Raw genomic sequence first — 17,253 nt, 5'->3', positions numbered from 1 at the left:
CTGTTTCACGCGCTCGACGGTAGGCGCGCTAATAGTGAACAGTCAACTTGGTGAGTCGGCCGTCCCAGAATATGAGATACATCGGCTGCGGTGCGAAGATGTAGAGGTGTCAACTCCGCAGCAGCCCGTGCCACCAGAATCATCATCCCACACCACGAACCCGCCCAAGCAGGTCATCCGGATTTCTCCCCTGGCCTATCTGGGATGCGCCTTCCTCCTGTTCGCCGTGTCGTTCCCCATCTTCGGCTGGCCCGCCGCCTTCGGCTGGCTCGTGATCGCCCCGATCGTCGCGGTGGCCTGGGTCGCGCGGGTGCGCACCACCGTCACGCCCGATGGACTCGAAGTGCGCCGGCTGTTCGGCGGCCGCTCGCTGGCGTGGTCCGAGATCACGGGATTCCGCTTCCCCAAGCGCGGCTGGGCCCGGGCGACGCTGACGGACGGGGGCGAGGTGACCCTTCCCGTCGTCACGTTCGACCGGCTTCCCGACATCGCCGAGGCGAGCGGCGGCCGCATCACCGACCCTTACGCGGCAGCCGCCGCGGCGGACGAAGCAGCCCACCACGCCGATGCGGGATCGAACGGCGGGCAGCCGGTGAAGAACCGGCCGGACACAGACGGGGAATAGTGCGCGAGTAGCGTTTGTCAGTACTTCCGTACGCTGACTAAGGAATACGCTCATGCCCCCGCTGAGGTCCCGAACCACCACCGCAGGACGAAATGCCGCAGGCGCCCGCGCACTGTGGCGCGCCACCGGAATGACCGACTCCGACTTCGGGAAGCCGATCGTCGCGATCGCGAACTCGTACACGCAGTTCGTTCCCGGGCACGTCCACCTGAAGAACGTCGGCGACATCGTCGCCGACGCCGTCCGCGCCGCCGGTGGTGTACCTCGCGAGTTCCACACGATCGCCGTCGACGACGGCATCGCGATGGGACACGGCGGCATGCTGTATTCCCTTCCCAGCCGCGAGATCATCGCCGACTCCGTCGAGTACATGGTCAACGCGCACACCGCCGACGCACTCGTCTGCATCTCCAACTGCGACAAGATCACTCCCGGAATGCTCAATGCCGCATTGCGTTTGAACGTTCCGACCGTGTTCGTGTCGGGCGGCCCGATGGAGGCCGGCAAGGCGGTGGTGGTGAACGGTGTCGCCCAGGCACCGACCGACCTCATCACGGCGATCTCGGCGAGCGCCAACGACGAGGTCGACGAGGAAGGTCTGTCCGAGGTCGAGCGCAGCGCCTGCCCGACGTGCGGGTCGTGCTCGGGCATGTTCACCGCGAACTCCATGAACTGCCTCACCGAGGCGCTCGGTCTGGCGTTGCCGGGCAACGGTTCCACGCTGGCCACCCACGAGGCCCGTCGCGCACTGTTCACCCGCGCGGGCACCACCGTCGTCGAAGCCGCCCTGCGGTACTACCGGGACGAGGACGACTCCGTCCTCCCCCGTAACATCGCGACGCCCGCCGCATTCCGCAACGCGATGGCACTGGACGTCGCAATGGGCGGTTCCACCAACACGGTCCTGCACACCCTCGCGGCCGCGCAGGAGGGTGAGGTCTACGACTTCGACCTCGACAAGATCGACGAGATCAGCCGCAAGGTGCCGTGCCTGTCGAAGGTCTCCCCCAACTCGGACTACCACATGGAGGACGTGCACCGGGCGGGCGGAATCCCCGCCATCCTCGGCGAACTCCGCCGGGCCGGCCTGCTCGAGAGCGACGTCTCGACCGTGCACACCGAGAGCTTCGACGAGTGGCTCGACACGTGGGACATCCGGTCCGGCAAGGCATCCGACGAGGCAGTCGAACTCTTCCACGCCGCACCCGGCGGTGTCCGCACCACCGAACCGTTCTCGACGAACAACCGCTGGTCGTCGCTCGACACGGACGCCGCCAACGGCTGCATCCGCGACTTCGAGCACAAGCACACGGTCGAAGGCGGCCTGGCCGTGCTGCGCGGAAACATCGCCGTCGACGGCGCCGTCATCAAGACGGCGGGCATCGACGAAGACCTGTTCCACTTCCAGGGACCCGCGCGCGTCGTGGAGTCTCAGGAAGAGGCGGTGTCGGTGATCCTCGGGAAGAAGATCCAGCCCGGCGAGGTCCTAGTCGTGCGTTACGAGGGTCCTGCAGGCGGACCGGGCATGCAGGAGATGCTGCACCCCACCGCATTCCTCAAGGGCTCCGGCCTCGGAAAGAAGTGTGCGCTGATCACCGACGGCCGATTCTCCGGCGGTTCCTCGGGACTGTCCATCGGCCACATCTCCCCCGAGGCCGCCAGCGGCGGCGCCATCGGCCTGGTGGAGGACGGCGACCAAATCCTCATCGACATCGCGACCCGCACGCTGAAGCTCCTCGTCGACGACGCGGTGCTCGCCGAGCGCCGGGCGAAGATGGAGTCGTCCGAGCGTCCGTGGCAGCCGGTGAACCGCGAACGCACCGTCACCACCGCCCTGCGGGCGTACGCCGCGCTGGCCACGTCCGCAGACAAGGGCGCGGTCCGTCAGGTCCCCTGACGCACTCGTACCGGGCGCACCGAACAGACACGAAGCCGGGTGCCGCAGCAGGAGCTTCCTGCCGCGGCACCCGGCTTCCGTCGTCGGTGCGACGACAGAATTCCGCCGCGGATGTGACCGCGCTCACGGGTGATCAACTCGCTCAGGCGACGACACCCAAGAACAGGTTCTACTGATCGAATTGATCAGTTGAGCCCGCGCTTCTTGCACACGGCGCTCAGTAGTGGTTCCCTCAGTTGGCCGTTGAGACCTACATCACAATCGGCAGCACCACCGGAACATCTCCGGCCCACGAGGCCATCGGGAACACAACCAAGGAGCGACACATGCCAGGAGTCGGCATTTGGCGAACGAAATCCGTTGAGCAATCGATAGCGGACACCGACGAACCCGACACCCGGCTGCGGAGGGAACTCACCGCGAAGGACCTCACCGTCTTCGGTGTCGCCGTCGTGATCGGCGCCGGCATCTTCACGCTCACCGCCCGGACTGCAGGCAACGTCGCAGGGCCGTCCATCTCGCTCGCCTTCGTCCTCGCCGCCATCGCGTGCGGCCTGGCCGCCCTCTGCTACGCCGAGTTCGCATCCACCGTCCCCGTCGCGGGCAGTGCGTACACGTTTTCCTACGCCACCTTCGGCGAGTTCGTCGCCTGGATCATCGGCTGGGACCTCATCCTCGAATTCGCCCTCGCAGCGGCCGTCGTCTCCAAGGGCTGGTCGCTGTATCTGGGCAACGTCCTCGGGTTCAGCGGATCCACCACAGCCCATCTCGGTCCCGTCGACTTCGACTGGGGCTCGCTGATCATCGTCGGCGGCATCACGATCGTGCTCGCCATCGGGACCAAGGTGTCCTCGCGCGTGTCCGCCGTCATCACGGCCATCAAGATCGCCGTCGTCCTCCTCGTCATCGCCGTCGGCGTCTTCTACATCAAGAAGGAGAACTACGCCCCGTACATCCCGCCCGCCGAGAGCAACGAGAGCGCCGCGCAGGGTGTGCACCAGACCCTCTTCTCCTTCCTCTCCGGAGCCGACGGCAGCAGCTACGGCTGGTACGGCCTCCTCGCCGCAGCGAGCCTCGTCTTCTTCGCCTTCATCGGATTCGACGTCGTCGCCACCACCGCCGAAGAGACCAAGAACCCGCAGAAGGCGCTCCCCCGCGGCATTCTCGGCTCGCTCGCCATCGTCACCGTGCTCTACGTCGCCGTCACCCTCGTGCTCACCGGCATGGTGAAGTACACCGACCTCAAGACCGGTAGCCCGCTCGTCGGCGACAGCAGCGCCACCCTCGCGACCGCGTTCGAGGCACACGGCATCACCTGGGCCCAGACCGCGATCAACTTCGGCGGGCTCGCGGGACTCACCACCGTCGTGATGGTGATGATGCTCGGCCAGACCCGTGTCCTGTTCGCCATGTCCCGCGACGGACTCGTGCCCCGCGGTCTCGCCAAGACCGGCAAGAACGGCAGCCCGGTCCGCATCACCCTGTTCGTCGGCGCCGTGGTCGCACTCCTCGCCGCCTTCTTCCCGATGGGCACGCTCGAGGAGATGGTGAACATCGGCACCCTCTTCGCGTTCGTCCTCGTCTGCATCGGCGTCATCATCCTTCGCCGCACGCGTCCCGACCTGCCCCGCGGATTCCGCGTTCCGCTGGTCCCGCTCGTCCCCATCCTCGCCGTCCTGGCTTGCGGATGGCTGATGCTGAACCTGTCGGTCGAGACCTGGATCCGGTTCCTCGTCTGGATGGCCCTCGGCGTCGTCGTCTACCTCGCCTACGGCCGGCGCAAGTCGGTCCTCGGACAGAAGCTCGCCGCCCAGGCGGGCCCGCCCGAGGAGGAGAACATCCCGGAACTCGCCCAACGCTGATCCCGAACGAAAACGACTGCGCCGCACTCCCGATCCGGGGGTGCGGCGCAGCCGTGTAAGGAAAAGACGCTCAGATGAGCGGGTTGGCACCGTTCAGGAAGATCCACACGCAGACACCGGCGGCGACGCCCAGGATCAGCGCCGCGAAGGACCCGATGAACGGGCGCGTCGCCCAGCCCCGGCGACCGTCGAGCGAGATGCGTCCTGGCCCGGTGAGAATGATCACGCCGGCGCACACACCCAGCAGCGTCTCGTACTCGGTGCCTGCGGGCGCGAAGTACTCGAGCCCCGGTTCCGCGATCTGCCGGAACGCCCACGCATTGATCATCACGGCCAGCACCGAGGCCGCGGCCAGCGGGGTGACGAGGCCGAGGATCAGCAGTGCACCGCCCGCGACCTCACCGATGGCACCCAGAATCGCGAGCAGTTTCGCCTGCTGGAACCCCGAGTTCACGAGCACCTCTTCGAACCCGTCGAGTCCCGGACCGTTCCACATCCCCGTCAGCTTCTGCAGACCGTGCACGAGCGCCGTTCCGCCGACCGCGAGTCGCAGGGCCAGCAGTCCGAGGTCCAGGGTGCCGCGGCCGATCTTCACGTCGCCCTCGCCGATCCGGTCGGTCGACGGATCACCCGCCGTCGCCCCGAGGGACGCGCCGGAACCCGCGCCGATCACCTGGGTCGGCTGGTCCGACATGTCGGACGCCGCCGACTGCCGGTACGCGGGGATCTGCTCGGTGGGGAGACCCCCGCCGCGCGCATCGCCGTAGTCGAGTTCGTCATCGGTGTGCGGCAGACGCTGCCCCGCGGAACCGGACGTCGGCGTGGCCGACGGAAAGCGCTCGGTGGGAAGGTCGTAAGGGCTCGAGACCTTGCCGTAGCCGGGTGAGGCGCTCTGGTCCGCAGCACCCTGGTCCGACGACTCGCTGGGGTCTTTCCGCATGTCAGTCACACCGTCAAGCCTAGGTCGACCGGCCGGACATCGCTGGTAGGCGGAACCGGCGTGGCGGCGACCTCGCACTCTTCCGTAACGTCTCCATCATGATGGTGGGTGGGCGGCGCCGCACGGCGTCCCGCAAGATGGCGATGTCCGCACTGTGCGTGACGGCGGTCCTCGCCGCTGGATGCGCGAAATTCGACGACTCCGCGTCCTCCCCGTTCACACCCGAGCCGACCGGTGCCTCGGGCGCCGAGGTGGAACCGGAGAACCCGCCGCCGTCCACGACGACCACCCCGCCACCGAGCGGTCCGCTGGGACCGTGCCAGGATCCCGACCCCAGCGTGATCGCCACCTGCCTCGACACCACCGGCGGACTCGTCGTCCTCCCCGACGGGGCCACCGCCCTCGTCGCCGAGCGCCGGACCGGACGCATCCTGCAGGTCGCCCAGGGCCAGACCCCCAAGGAGATCGCGCACGTCGACGTCGACGGCAGCACCGACGGCGGACTCCTCGACATCGCGCTGTCGCCGAGTTTCGTCGAGGACAACCTCATCTACGCCTACGTCACCACCCCGACCGACAACCGGGTGGTGCGGATCGCACCGGGTGACTCCGCCAAGGAGGTTCTCGGCGGGATCCCGCGCGGCGACGCGGGCAATGCGGGATCGCTCGAATTCTCGGGCGACGAACTGATGGTCCTGACCGGCAACGCGGGCAACGCCGCCGCGGCCGCCGATCCGGCGTCCCTCGCCGGGAAACTGCTGAAGGTCACCGCCCTGTCGCCCGCAGCGACGCCGGCGCAGCCGCGCCCTCAGGTCGTGCTGTCGGGCATCGGGACCGCCGGTGGGGTGTGCGTCGACCCCGGGGTGGCCGTGTGGGTCACCGATCACACCCCGCTGGAGGATCGGCTGCTGCGGGTCAGCGCCGACGGAGCCGTGTCGTCGCCGGTGTGGACGTGGCCGGAGCGCCCCGGCGTCGGCGGCTGCGTCGCCGCCGGTGACGTCGTGGCGGTGTCACTGAGCACCGCGAAGGCCATGTCCGCACTCGCTGCCGACCCCGGCACGGGGGCCGTGACCACCGCCCCCGGTGTCATCGTCCAGGACCGGTACGGCCAACTCGGCGGCGCCGCGCTCGGACCCGACGGTCTCATCTGGGTGAGCACCGTCAACAAGACGGCCGGTCAGCCCGGACCCAACGACGACCGTGTGATCAAGATGCCCCTGCCCTCCGGTGGCGGCGGATTCGACTGACCGCCCGCCCCGTCGAAACGAACGGGACGCTCGTTCGGTTCAACCGAACGAGCGTCCCGTTAATGCAGAAGGGATTCAGCCGCAGGCCTCGATGACCAGCTCCTTGACACGGGCCGGGTCGGCCTGACCACGCGTGGCCTTCATCACGTCGCCGACGATCTTGCCCGCGGCCGCGACCTTGCCGCCACGAATCTTCTCGGCGATGTCGGGGTTCGCGGCCAGAGCCTCCTCGACAGCCGCCTTCAGCTTCGTGTCGTCGCGTTCGACGACGAGCTCGGGGTGGTTCGCGACGACCTGCTCGGGGTCGCCCTCACCCTCGAGGACGTGGTCGACCACCTGGCGGGCCACCTTGTTGTTGAGCTTCCCGCTGTCGATCAGCGCGACGACCTGCGCGACCTGAGCCGGGGTGATCGGCAGCTCGGCGAGTTCCACCCCGCGGGTGTTGGCCTGCTGCGCCAGGTATGACACCCACCAGGACCGCGCGGCCTCCGGGGAGGCGCCGGCCTCGACGGTGGCGATGACGAGGTCGAGGGCGCCGGCGTTGACGAGGTCGCGCATGACCTCGTCGGAGACGCCCCAGTCGGCCTGGATCCGGGCACGGCGGACCCACGGCAGCTCCGGCAGGGTGCCACGCAGTTCCTCGATCCATTCCGCGCTGGGCGCGACCGGCTCGAGATCGGGCTCCGGGAAGTAGCGGTAGTCCTCGGCGGTCTCCTTACGGCGGCCCGGCGACGTGGTCCCATCGGCCTCCTGGAAGTGCCGGGTCTCCTGGATCACCTCACCGCCGGCCTCCAGCACAGCTGCCTGGCGGCGCATCTCGTACCGGACCGCCACCTCGACGCTCTTGAGGGAGTTGACGTTCTTCGTCTCGGTGCGGGTGCCGAGTTCGGTCGCCCCGATCGGCATCAGCGACACGTTGGCGTCGCAGCGCATCGAACCCTGGTCCATGCGAACATCGGACACGTTCAGCGACTTCAGCAGGTCGCGGAGCGCGGTGACGTACGCGCGGGCCACCTCGGGGGCGCGGGCACCGGCACCGCTGATGGTCTTGGTGACGATCTCGACCAGCGGGACCCCGGCACGGTTGTAGTCGAGCAGCGAGTGGCTGGCACCGTGGATGCGCCCGGTCGCGCCGCCGACGTGCAGCGACTTTCCGGTGTCCTCTTCCATGTGCGCGCGCTCGATCTCCACGCGCCACGTGGTGCCGTCGTCGAGAACGACGTCGAGGTGGCCGTCGGTGGCGATCGGCTCGTCGTACTGGGAGATCTGGTAGTTCTTCGGCTGATCGGGGTAGAAGTAGTTCTTCCGCGCGAACCGGCCCCACGGCGTGATGGAACAGTTCAGTGCGAGCCCGATCCGGATCGCGGACTCGACCGCCGCCTCGTTCACGACGGGCAGCGACCCGGGCAGGCCGAGGCACACCGGGCACACCTGCGTGTTCGGCTCGGCGCCGAACTCGGTGGGGCACGGGCAGAACATCTTCGTTTCGGTGCCGAGCTCGACGTGCACCTCCATGCCGAGAACAGGCTCGTACTTGGCGAGCACATCGTCGTAGTCGAGGAGGTCCGGAGCATCGACAGCAGTCATGCCCCAGAGTTTATGCGTCCGGGCGTTCGCCGAAAAACGCGGTCAACCGAAAAATGCGGCCGCCTCCTCGTACCGCTCCCTCGGCACCGTCTTGAGGCGCCGGGTCGCCTCCTCGAGGGGCACGAGGTCGATCGACGTGCCGTGCAGGGCCACCATGTTGCCGAAGTCGCCGCGGTGGACCGCGTCGGTGGCGTGCACCCCGAAGCGGGTGGCGAGCACCCGGTCGTACGGCGTCGGGGTTCCGCCCCGTTGCACGTGCCCGAGCACCGTCGTCCGCACCTCCTTGCCGATGCGGCGGACGATCTCGTCGCCCAGCTGCTGTGCGACACCGGTAAATCGTTTGTGGCCGAACTCGTCGATACCGCCCTCCCGCAGACTCATCGACTCCGGAGTCGGAGTGGCGCCTTCGGCGACGACGCAGATGAAATGCGAATCGCCGCGCTGGAAACGTTTCTTCACGAGGGAGCAGACTTCGCCGACGTCGAACGGGACCTCGGGAACGAGAGTGAGATGCGCACCGGTCGCGAGCCCCGAGTGCAACGCGATCCAGCCCGCGTGCCGGCCCATCACCTCGACGAGCATCACCCGCTGGTGGGATTCGGCGGTGGTGTGCAGCCGGTCGATCGCATCGGTCGCGATGGACAGCGCGGTATCGAAACCGAACGTCACGTCGGTGCAGTCGATGTCGTTGTCGATCGTCTTCGGAACCCCGATCACGGGCACCCCGCTCTCGGCGAGCCAGCTCGCGGCCGTGAGCGTGCCCTCCCCGCCGATCGGGATGAGCGCGTCGATCCCGTTGTCGTCGAGAGTCTGCCGGATCTGGTCGAGACCGGCCTTCAACTTGTCCGGGTTGACCCGCGCGGTGCCGAGGATGGTGCCGCCCCGGGTGAGGATGCGATCGATCCGGTCGTCGTTGGACAGCACGACCTTGCGATCCTCGAGCAGGCCGCGCCAGCCGTCACGGAATCCCACCACCGAGCTGCCGTATCGGCCGGCGGCGGTCCGAACCACCGCCCTGATCACCGCATTCAGTCCGGGGCAGTCGCCGCCTCCGGTGAGCATTCCGATCCGCATCCAAGCACCCCTCGTCGTCTCGTGTGGTGATGGTGGTTCTCATTACACATCTTGCCGCTCGAACCGTGTTCGAGCACCTCGGACCGGCCGGTTCACTCACCCGGGTGTGACGAGACCGCTCTCGTACGCCAGGACCACTGCCTGAGCGCGGTCGCGCAGATCCAGTTTCGACAGCACCTTGCCGACGTGCGTCTTGACGGTCTGCTCGGCAACGAACAGGCGCTCCGCGATCTCGGTGTTGGACATGCCGCGGGCGATGAGTTCGAGCACCTCGCGTTCGCGGGGCGTCAGCGCCGACAGCGCGGCCGGTTTTCGGCGCGCCGTGCTGCGGCGGCTGGTCACGTCGGCGATGAGACGCCGGGTGACGGTCGGCGCGAGCAGTGCCTCGCCGTCCGCGACCACCCGCACCGCACGGATGAGTTCCTCCGCGGGCGCGTCCTTGAGCATGAAGCCGCTGGCCCCGATGCTCAGCGCCTCGTACACGTAGTCGTCGACGTCGAACGTGGTGAGCATGAGCACGCGCACCGGCGGGTCGAAACCGGCCGACAGGATGATGCGGGCCGCGTCGAGTCCGTTCATCTCCGGCATACGGACGTCCATCAGGACCACGTCGGGTCGCAGACGCCGGACCTCGCTCACCGCCACGACCCCGTCCGGAGCGTCACCGATGACACTGATGTCGGGCTGTGAGGCGAGCAGGGCTCCGAAGCCCTGCCGGACCATAGCCTGGTCGTCGGCGATGAACACGGTGATGGCCACCCAGCCAGCCTAGGCGGAGGCGACCGGGAACTCGGCGTGGACCTCGAATCCGCCGTTGTCGTGCAAGAGGGTGGTGAGTATGCCCCCGACTGCCTGCGCACGCTCACGCATACCGATGATGCCGTTGCCGCCGGTCGACTCGTGCCTGGTCAGGGCGGAGACGAGACTCCGCCTCGGCGGGCCGTTCACGATCGACACCGACGCGATCGGCGACTCGTACGCGATCTTCACCTCCACCGCGGCGCCCGCCGCGTGGCGGGCCGTGTTGGCGAGGGATTCCTGCAGAATGCGGTACATCACGAGCCCGACCGACTCCGACACGAGCGTCGGGTCGCCGTCGACATGCCAGGAGACTGGCATGCCGGCCCTGCGGCTGCCCTCGAGCAGCTCGCTGATCTGCTGAACCCCGGGCTGGGGTGCGTGCTCGGCCACCTGGCCGTCACTGCGCAACACTCCGAGCAGTCCGCGCACCTCGTTCAGCGCGGCGCGGCCGGCGGCTCCGATCGATTCGAACTCGGCCCGCGTCTCGTCGGACATGTCGGCGATGCGGTACGGCGCGCTCTGCGCCTGCACCACGACCATCGACATGTGGTGCGCGACGACGTCGTGCAGGTCCCGGGCGATGCGTGCCTTCTCCTCGAGGATCGTCCGGCGAGTGCGCTCGAGCTCGCTCAGCTCCTCCTGCTGTGCGAGTTGCCTGCGAGAGAGCACCAGCCACCGGATCAGCAGGCCGAAGACGACGATCGCGGTCAGACCCACCGCCCACCCGCGGCCGTTGGTGCCCGGGGTGTCGGCGAGGAACAGCAGGACGGTGGAGATCCATGCCACACCGACGACCGGAATCGCGGCCCGCATGCTGACGGCGGCCAGCAGGGCGAGCATCACGAGGATGTGGACCACCTGCCACGGGTAGTCGTAGCCGTCCTGCAGTGCGAAGACGCGCGGAATCACCAGCGCCGAGATCGCGGAGACAGCCCAGGCCAGCGCCGGATTCGACCGGATGAGCAGAAACGGGAACGTCGCGAGCGCCGCCACGAACGGCTGGATGGGAGGACTGACCTGGTGGGTCAGCTGCAGCGTCGGCCACGCCACGGCGAACAGGATCGCGGTGACCACGACGATTGCCACGTTCAGCCACTGACCCTCGGCGGCTCTCCGGATACGCGTCTTCGCCTTCACACTGTCGACAGTAGAAACCGTGGTCACGGAGTGTCCTCATACCCCGGTCCCATGTCGGCGTAGCCCCGCAGTATGAGATCGGGGCTCCCTCGCACCACGAAGCCAGGGATCGAACCGGTCTCCGGGGTGATGTGGCTGCGCAACACGAATTCATAACGTTCTCGTCATGCGAAAGACGGGGACACGGAGGACGACCTGGGCCGCGGTGGCGTGCGCCGCAACCGCACTACTGACCACGACAGGATTCGCAGGCACCGGCGCGGCGAGCACGCCCCGGCACGAGAACGCCGCCGCCTCCGCCGCGGTGCACACCCTCACCGCACCGGCCGCGGTCTCCGAGGACTCCATTCCCGCGGACTTCGCCGACGTGATGGGGTACACCCCCGTGCCGATCGACGGGATGCTCGCCAATCCCGGCGGGGACTGCTCGTCCCCCGTGCCGCTGCCCCTCGAGTTCGACACGTCGTGCAAGGCGCACGACCTCGGTTACGACCTTCTGCGGTACGCGTCACGGTCCGGCGAGGACCTGGGTCCCTGGGCGCGGCAGAGCCTCGACGCGCAGTTGGATCAACGCATGCACGCGGCATGCGACACCCGCGCCGACGAGCAGGCACGGGCGCAGTGCTTCGTGATGGCGAACGTCGCGACCACCTTCGTCACCGGAAACAGCTGGCGCCAAGGCTATTCGGCACCGGTCACCGAGTCCGGGCTCCCGTACGCACTGGCCGGCGGTGTCGGTGTCGCGCTCCTCGCAGGCGCGGCCTGGTCGATCCGCCGCCGGCCGCATCCGGTCGGAGCCGTCGCATGACCATCACCGCTCTGTCCGGTCCCGGACGGAGCACGGTGCACTGTCGCTCGCGCACGAAGCCGAATGCCCTGCGCCGCACACTGGCCACGACGATCCCGGTCTCCGCTCTCCCCCGCGTCTCCTCCACGATCGTCGTCACCGCCGTCACACTCGCGTCTCTCGCTCCCTCACTGCTCCCCCGGAGTGCGCTGACGCAGGCTCTGTTCACCGGAGTCCTCGCCGTGATCGGTTTCGGGTTCGTCGTCCTCGCCCGCCGTCTGCGGTACCTCGCGACCCGTTCGCGCGGCCACCACCCTCCGCGGGACTCGGTGCGTCTGCTGGTGCTGATCGGCGCCATGATCGTCGTGACCTGGGCGATCGTGCTCGCCGACCACTGGCAGGATTCGCTGCGCGCCGCCATGGGCATGCCGGGCATCGGGCCGGACCACTGGATGCAGGCGATCATCGGGGCGGCGCTGACGTTCCTGCTGTTCGCCGGCATCGGCAGCATCGTCGGCACGGTCGCCCGCCGTCTCGGCTGGATCGGCAGCGCCACCACCGCCGTCGTTCTCGCGACCGCACTGCAACTGGTTGCCGGACCGGCGTTGTGGGGAATGATGTCGCGTTCCTACAGCGACTCCAACGCGCTCGTCGACGTGTCTCTGCACCGGCCGATGTCCGCCGAATTGTCCGGCAGCCCGGACTCCGCGATCAGCTGGGAGTCGCTCGGTCGCCAGGGACGACGGTTCGTGGCGGCGGGCGAGCAGTCGGCCGCCATCCGTACCTATGTGGGGATGGATTCGGCGCCGGACGTCGAATCGCGTGCAGCACTGGCAGTCTCGGAACTCGAGCGAGCCGGCGGATTCACCCGGGCCGCCATCGTCGTCACGGTGCCCACCGGCTCGGGGTGGATCGACGAGAACGCCGCCGAGGGATTCGAGGAACGCTTCGCCGACGACGTCGCCATCGTCGGCATGCAGTACTCGTACCTGCCGAGCTGGATCACGTTCGTGTTCGGACGTTCTGCCGCAGACGAATCGGCGGCCGCGTTGTTCGATGCCGTCGCCGAGCGGATCGCCGACCTCCCCGACCTCCTGCGCCCGGCACTGTACGTCTACGGCCAGAGCCTCGGATCCGTCGGCGGCAGTGCAATTTTCACCGACGCCGACCAACTGCGCGAGCAAGTCTGCGGCGCACTGTGGGCCGGCCCGCCCGCCGGCTCCGTCCTGACCGACGGGGCGACGGTGCTGGCGAACACGTCCGACCCGGTGGTGTGGTGGTCCCCCGACCTGATCGTGCACCGACCCGACCTCTCGCTCGCAGTACGCGATGCGCCGGTACCCCAATGGATTCCGGGCATCACGTTCCTGCAGACGAGTGTCGACCTGGTGTCCGCGCTGAACTTCGCGGCCGGCCACGGACACCGCTACGGCAACGAGCAGGGCACCGCCCTGCCCGACTGCTCCTAGTTCGGCGAGCCGATCGGACCGCGTGCGGCCTCGTAGGCGGCGCCGACGCGGTACAGCCGCTCATCGGCCAGCGCGGGTGCCATGATCTGCAGTCCCACCGGCAGACCGTCGTCAGCGGACAGTCCCGACGGAACCGACATCGCGCAGTGCCCCGCCAGGTTGGTGGGCAGCGTGCACAGGTCCGAGAGGTACATCGCGAGCGGGTCGCCGACCTTCTCGCCCAGCTTCCACGGAGTGAACGGGCTGGTGGGCGACACCAGGACGTCCACCTTCTCGTACGCCTTCTCGAAGTCCCTGGCGATGAGCGTCCGCACCTTGAGCGCCTGACCGTAGTATGCGTCGTAGTAGCCGGACGACAGCGCGTAGGTACCGATCATGATGCGGCGCTTGACCTCCGGGCCGAAGCCGGCGGCGCGCGTCGCGGCCATCACCTGGTCGGCGCTCATGTCGCCCTCATCGATGCGCAGGCCGTACCGCATCCCGTCGAAGCGTGCGAGGTTCGACGACACCTCGCTCGGCAGGATCAGGTAGTACGACGCGAGCGCGTACTCGAAGTTGGGGCACGACACCTCGACCACCTCGGCACCGAGTTCGGTGAGTTGCGCGACGGCGGCATCGAAAGACGAGATGACCCCGGGCTGGTAGCTGTCGGAGTGCAGTTCCTTGACTACACCGACCTTCACGCCCTTCAGGTTGCCACCGGCACCCTCACGCGCAGCCGCCACCACGGGACGCACGGGCGCGTCGATCGACGTGGAGTCGCGCGGGTCGTGCCCGGCGATGACCTCGTGCAGCAGCGCCGTGTCGAGGACCGTGCGGCCGCACGGACCACCCTGGTCGAGCGAGGACGCGCAGGCCACCAGGCCGAAACGGGAGACCGTGCCGTACGTCGGCTTGGTGCCGACCGTCGCCGTGACGGCGGCGGGCTGACGGATCGAGCCGCCGGTGTCGGTGCCGATCGCGAGCGGGGCCTGCCGGGACGCGAGGGCCGCGGCACTGCCGCCGCCCGAACCGCCCGGGATGCGCGTGGTGTCCCACGGGTTACGGGTGGGGCCGTAGGCGGAGTTCTCGGTGGACGAACCCATCGCGAACTCGTCGAGGTTGGTCTTTCCCAGGATAGGGATGCCGGCCTCGCGCAGTTTCTTCGTGAGCGTCGCGTCGTACGGTGCGATCCAGCCTTCGAGAATCTTCGACGCGCACGTGGTGGGCATGTCCGTGGTGGTGAAGATGTCCTTGAGCGCCAACGGAACTCCCGCGAGCGGGGAGGCAGGCGCATTGCCTGCGGCGAGGCTGCTGTCCACTTCCTTCGCCGACACGAGGGCCTGCTCGCCTGCCACGTGCAGGAAGGCGTTCAGGTCACCGTCGACCGCGGCGATGCGGTCCAGGTGCGCCTGGGTGACCTCGACGGACGACACCTCACGGCTGTGGATCTTCGACGCGAGATCTGCGGCGTCGAGAGTGGTCAGTTCGGCGCTCATTCGCCCTCTCCAAGGATCTGCGGGACAACGAAGCGACCCTGCTCGACAGCCGGTGCGCCGGACAGCGCCTGCTCGGGAGTCAGGCCGGGAACGATCACGTCGGGACGGGTCACGTTGGTGACCGCGTTCGGGTTCGCCATCGGCGGAACATCCTCGGCGGGTACCTCGGTGACCACCTTCACGTGGCTGAGAATCGAGTCCAGCTGACCGGCGAACTCGTCGAGCTCGGCATCGGTCAGGGCGAGTCGAGACAGCCGCGCGAGGTGCGCGACCTCGTCACGGGAGATGGCAGGCACCGCGGGGCCCCTTTCGGTTCGGACGTACACAAGTGGGTCCCAGCCTAGAGCGTGGCCCGATCAGCCGTGCAGCCAGCGCCGCAACCTGCCCGTCAGGAACGGCAGAACCACGAAGACCATCACCGGAGTCGTGACGACCGACGCCACCACGGTGCGGGTCACCACGTCCAGGGCCGAGAGCCGAGGGGTGACGAACAGCGCGATGAGAAGTGAGATCGGGAAGAAGCCGAGCCAGATGGTGACCGCCTGCTTCCACCGCGGCGGTGGCGGCGTGACCCGAACGGCGTGCGTGAGCGTCGACTGCGGTTCGAACCAGCCCTCCACCCCGGTCAGCCGGTGCGTGACCGTGTCCTGCGCGAGACCTGTCCCCCTGCCCACCCACACCTTCCTGGCGGGCGACGTCGTCCACGCGTCGAGAGTGTCCTCGTCCGCGAACCGGTACACCACGTGGTACTGCTCGGGGTCGGTCGCCGCGCGCAGCCATCCCCCGCCGAGGAACCCCGGGAACGTGCCCGCAATTGCCATCCCGGCGTCCGTCCAGCGTAGGAATTCCTGTTCCCGGCCCGCCGCCACCCGCCGCGAGACGGACGTCGTCACTCCCGTTGCCGTGGTGTTCATGCACCCATGTTTGGGCTGTCGTGTTTCGCGGACGAGGCGAATCCGTATCGGCAGTGTCACGAATCGAGCGCGACCTGCACGTCCCCGTCCCGTCCCCGGCGAAGCCGCAGGGGGGACCGCATACTCGGGAACGAAAGTGCAAGGATGGTGAGCGACGGGGGTCGCAGGTACTCCCGCGTCTATCTCGTGGTGAAAGGGACGCACGTGTCGTATCTGCTTCGCGTCCAGCTCCCCGACCGTCCCGGCAGCCTCGGCTCTCTCGCCGTCGCCCTGGGCTCGGTGGGTGCTGACATTCTGTCGCTCGACGTGGTGGAACGGGGTGCCGGATTCGCCATCGACGACCTCGTGGTCGATGTCGAGCCGGGATCGCTCCCCGACACCCTCATCACGGCCGCCGAGAACCTGCCCGGCGTCACCGTCGACTCCATCCGGCCGTACGCCGGAATTCTCGACACCCACCGCGAGCTCGAGCTCATCGACCAGGTCGCCACCGCGGCGGACGATCGACTGCAGGTCCTCGTCGACGGGGCGCCGCGCGTGCTCCGGGTCGGCTGGTCCGTGGTGGCCGACCTCGGCCCGCACGGCGCATACCGTGTGGTCGGCAGCTCGGGAGCTCCCGAGACCCATGCCACCGAGATCCCGTGGATGCCGCTGGAGAAGCCCACGGCGCTCGACGGCGAGGGCGACTGGGTGCCGCAGGTGTGGCGCGACATGAACACCACACTCGCGGCGGCTCCCCTCGGGACCACCGGCCGTGTGCTGATGCTCGGCCGCCCCGGCGGCCCGGAGTTCCGTCCGTCCGAGATCGCCCGGCTGGGTTACCTCGCCGGCATCATCGCGACGGTTCTGAGCTGACCACCGTCCCGGGCCGAAAGGTCCGGGGGTGGTCGTCTCAGACGAGCTCGCGGACCAGGACGGTGAGCTCGACACCCGGAACGGGCGCCCAATTGCGTTCGGGCACAGGCACGAAACCGTTCCGGTCGTAGATCCGGCGGGCATCTTCCATGTCCGGCTGGGTGGACATCACGACCGCGCGGTCGCCGCGGTCGTACGCCGTGTCCAGGACGTGCCGCACGAGCGCCGACCCGACCCCGGAACCGCGGGCGTCGGGTGTCACGGCGAGCATCCGGAATTCGAGCTCACCCGGCTGCGCGACGTCGGCGTACGGGGAGGCCGGATCCGCGATCGTAACGGAACCCACGATCTGGCCCTCCTTCACGGCCACCCGCACATCCGCCTTCTCCGCCCGCTCGGCGGTGTCGCGCAACCGGTTCGTGTACGGATCGTGCGCCTCGACGAATCCGCCACCCACGTAGGCGATCACCGTGAGGTCACCGATGGCCTCGTAGTCGTCCGGCGTCGCATTCCGAATCTCGATCATGTCCAGAACTATGACAGGACTGCTCACGCCGCCCAAAATGCGAGCGTGAGGTTC

16 protein-coding genes are annotated in these 17,253 nt (G+C 68.4%); 7 read left to right on the top strand and 9 right to left on the bottom strand.

Annotated features, from left to right (window positions below):
• Positions 1 to 127: 127 nt before the first annotated feature.
• From PSR88_RS33040 to PSR88_RS33030, 3 genes are all read left to right on the top strand, one after another.
• Positions 128 to 625 (top strand): PH domain-containing protein, encoded by a 498-nt coding sequence (locus PSR88_RS33040; RefSeq protein ID WP_016883104.1) that lies wholly within the window; start codon positions 128 to 130, stop codon positions 623 to 625.
• A 52-nt stretch (positions 626 to 677) separates the two neighbouring features.
• Positions 678 to 2,522 (top strand): dihydroxy-acid dehydratase, encoded by a 1,845-nt coding sequence (ilvD, locus tag PSR88_RS33035; RefSeq protein ID WP_005240376.1) that lies wholly within the window; start codon positions 678 to 680, stop codon positions 2,520 to 2,522.
• A gap of 326 nt (positions 2,523 to 2,848) precedes the next feature.
• On the top strand, positions 2,849 to 4,384 hold the full coding sequence (locus PSR88_RS33030) for an amino acid permease (protein ID WP_016883105.1): 1,536 nt from the start codon (positions 2,849 to 2,851) through the stop codon (positions 4,382 to 4,384).
• A 70-nt stretch (positions 4,385 to 4,454) separates the two neighbouring features.
• Here the strand turns inward: PSR88_RS33030 and PSR88_RS33025 are convergent, their stop codons facing one another.
• Complete coding sequence (locus PSR88_RS33025; protein ID WP_029539447.1) at positions 4,455 to 5,324, bottom strand: DoxX family protein; 870 nt, start codon at positions 5,322 to 5,324, stop codon at positions 4,455 to 4,457.
• Positions 5,325 to 5,422: 98 nt separating this feature from the next.
• Between PSR88_RS33025 and PSR88_RS33020 the strand changes: the two genes are divergently transcribed.
• Entirely contained in the window at positions 5,423 to 6,571 is a 1,149-nt protein-coding gene (locus tag PSR88_RS33020; RefSeq protein ID WP_016883106.1) for a PQQ-dependent sugar dehydrogenase, read from the top strand.
• A 75-nt stretch (positions 6,572 to 6,646) separates the two neighbouring features.
• Here PSR88_RS33020 and gatB read toward each other — a convergent pair whose 3' ends face one another.
• From gatB to PSR88_RS33000, 4 genes are all read right to left on the bottom strand, one after another.
• Positions 6,647 to 8,158 carry an Asp-tRNA(Asn)/Glu-tRNA(Gln) amidotransferase subunit GatB gene (gene gatB / locus PSR88_RS33015; protein WP_009479671.1) on the bottom strand — a complete coding sequence of 504 codons (1,512 nt, stop codon included), beginning with the start codon at positions 8,156 to 8,158 and terminating at the stop codon, positions 6,647 to 6,649.
• A 42-nt stretch (positions 8,159 to 8,200) separates the two neighbouring features.
• Positions 8,201 to 9,232 carry an ATP-dependent 6-phosphofructokinase gene (locus PSR88_RS33010; protein WP_009479670.1) on the bottom strand — a complete coding sequence of 344 codons (1,032 nt, stop codon included), beginning with the start codon at positions 9,230 to 9,232 and terminating at the stop codon, positions 8,201 to 8,203.
• A 96-nt stretch (positions 9,233 to 9,328) separates the two neighbouring features.
• Entirely contained in the window at positions 9,329 to 9,991 is a 663-nt protein-coding gene (locus PSR88_RS33005) for a response regulator (protein ID WP_009479669.1), read from the bottom strand.
• A 9-nt stretch (positions 9,992 to 10,000) separates the two neighbouring features.
• A complete protein-coding gene (locus tag PSR88_RS33000) occupies positions 10,001 to 11,197 on the bottom strand; it encodes a sensor histidine kinase (RefSeq protein ID WP_016883107.1) in 1,197 nt (398 codons plus the stop codon).
• A gap of 139 nt (positions 11,198 to 11,336) precedes the next feature.
• Between PSR88_RS33000 and PSR88_RS32995 the strand changes: the two genes are divergently transcribed.
• Together PSR88_RS32995 and PSR88_RS32990 are read left to right on the top strand one after the other, a co-directional pair.
• Positions 11,337 to 11,978, top strand: coding sequence for a hypothetical protein (locus tag PSR88_RS32995; RefSeq protein ID WP_016883109.1), 642 nt, complete (start codon positions 11,337 to 11,339; stop codon positions 11,976 to 11,978).
• The gene (locus PSR88_RS32990) at positions 11,975 to 13,426 is read left to right on the top strand and encodes an alpha/beta-hydrolase family protein (RefSeq protein WP_016883110.1); all 1,452 of its coding nucleotides are present in this window, start codon (positions 11,975 to 11,977) and stop codon (positions 13,424 to 13,426) included. The genes PSR88_RS32995 and PSR88_RS32990 overlap by 4 nt, the downstream gene beginning before the upstream one ends.
• Here the strand turns inward: PSR88_RS32990 and gatA are convergent.
• Genes gatA through PSR88_RS32975 form a run of 3 tightly spaced genes read right to left on the bottom strand, consistent with a single transcriptional unit; the run spans position 13,423 to position 15,818 of the window.
• The gene (gatA, locus tag PSR88_RS32985) at positions 13,423 to 14,904 is read right to left on the bottom strand and encodes an Asp-tRNA(Asn)/Glu-tRNA(Gln) amidotransferase subunit GatA (RefSeq protein ID WP_009479665.1); all 1,482 of its coding nucleotides are present in this window, start codon (positions 14,902 to 14,904) and stop codon (positions 13,423 to 13,425) included. The genes PSR88_RS32990 and gatA overlap by 4 nt on opposite strands.
• Positions 14,901 to 15,200: an Asp-tRNA(Asn)/Glu-tRNA(Gln) amidotransferase subunit GatC gene (gene gatC, locus PSR88_RS32980; protein ID WP_009479664.1), complete on the bottom strand. Its 300-nt coding sequence runs from the start codon at positions 15,198 to 15,200 to the stop codon at positions 14,901 to 14,903. The genes gatA and gatC overlap by 4 nt, the downstream gene beginning before the upstream one ends.
• A gap of 60 nt (positions 15,201 to 15,260) precedes the next feature.
• Positions 15,261 to 15,818: an antibiotic biosynthesis monooxygenase gene (locus tag PSR88_RS32975; RefSeq protein WP_016883111.1), complete on the bottom strand. Its 558-nt coding sequence runs from the start codon at positions 15,816 to 15,818 to the stop codon at positions 15,261 to 15,263.
• 204 nt (positions 15,819 to 16,022) lie between these two features.
• Between PSR88_RS32975 and PSR88_RS32970 the strand changes: the two genes are divergently transcribed.
• The gene (locus PSR88_RS32970; RefSeq protein ID WP_025432327.1) at positions 16,023 to 16,673 is read left to right on the top strand and encodes an amino acid-binding protein; all 651 of its coding nucleotides are present in this window, start codon (positions 16,023 to 16,025) and stop codon (positions 16,671 to 16,673) included.
• 37 nt (positions 16,674 to 16,710) lie between these two features.
• Here PSR88_RS32970 and PSR88_RS32965 read toward each other — a convergent pair whose 3' ends face one another.
• Positions 16,711 to 17,199 (bottom strand): GNAT family N-acetyltransferase, encoded by a 489-nt coding sequence (locus tag PSR88_RS32965; RefSeq protein WP_016883112.1) that lies wholly within the window; start codon positions 17,197 to 17,199, stop codon positions 16,711 to 16,713.
• Positions 17,200 to 17,253: the final 54 nt, after the last annotated feature.

This window comes from Rhodococcus sp. DK176 (assembly GCF_038447315.2).
In the GTDB taxonomy this organism is placed as follows: Bacteria; Actinomycetota; Actinomycetes; order Mycobacteriales; family Mycobacteriaceae; genus Rhodococcus_F; species Rhodococcus_F jostii_A.
This window is presented reverse-complemented; position numbering and strand designations above follow the sequence as displayed.